Genomic DNA, 302 nt, shown 5'->3' on the forward strand with positions numbered 1-302 from the left:
ACCACCCAACGGGCTTATGGATTTACCTATGATCAGGTCAACCGTTTAAAAGGAGCAGCTTTCTCCCAGATCAGTGGCGGCAACTGGCTGAACAGTACAGTAGACTTTACAGTGGGCAACATCAGCTATGATGCAAATGGTAACCTGCTGAGCATGAACCAGCGTGGTCAGTTGAACAATGCGCCCGGTAATGTGGACCAGCTGAGCTATCGCTACAATGCCAATAGCAACCAGCTCCAGTCCGTATACGATGCGGTAAGGGCCAAAACGGGCCTGGGAGATTTTACCGACAGCCAGGCGGA

General features: G+C 51.7%; 1 protein-coding gene. It reads left to right on the forward strand.

The window, feature by feature from the left end; genetic code table 11:
• A partial coding sequence (locus tag ACTJJS_RS33580) for a hypothetical protein (RefSeq protein ID WP_440668424.1) occupies nucleotides 1-302 on the forward strand: 302 nt, incomplete at both ends.

Origin of the sequence: Chitinophaga sp. 22308 (assembly GCF_052045305.1) — a bacterium.
Lineage (GTDB): Bacteria > Bacteroidota > Bacteroidia > Chitinophagales > Chitinophagaceae > Chitinophaga > Chitinophaga varians_A.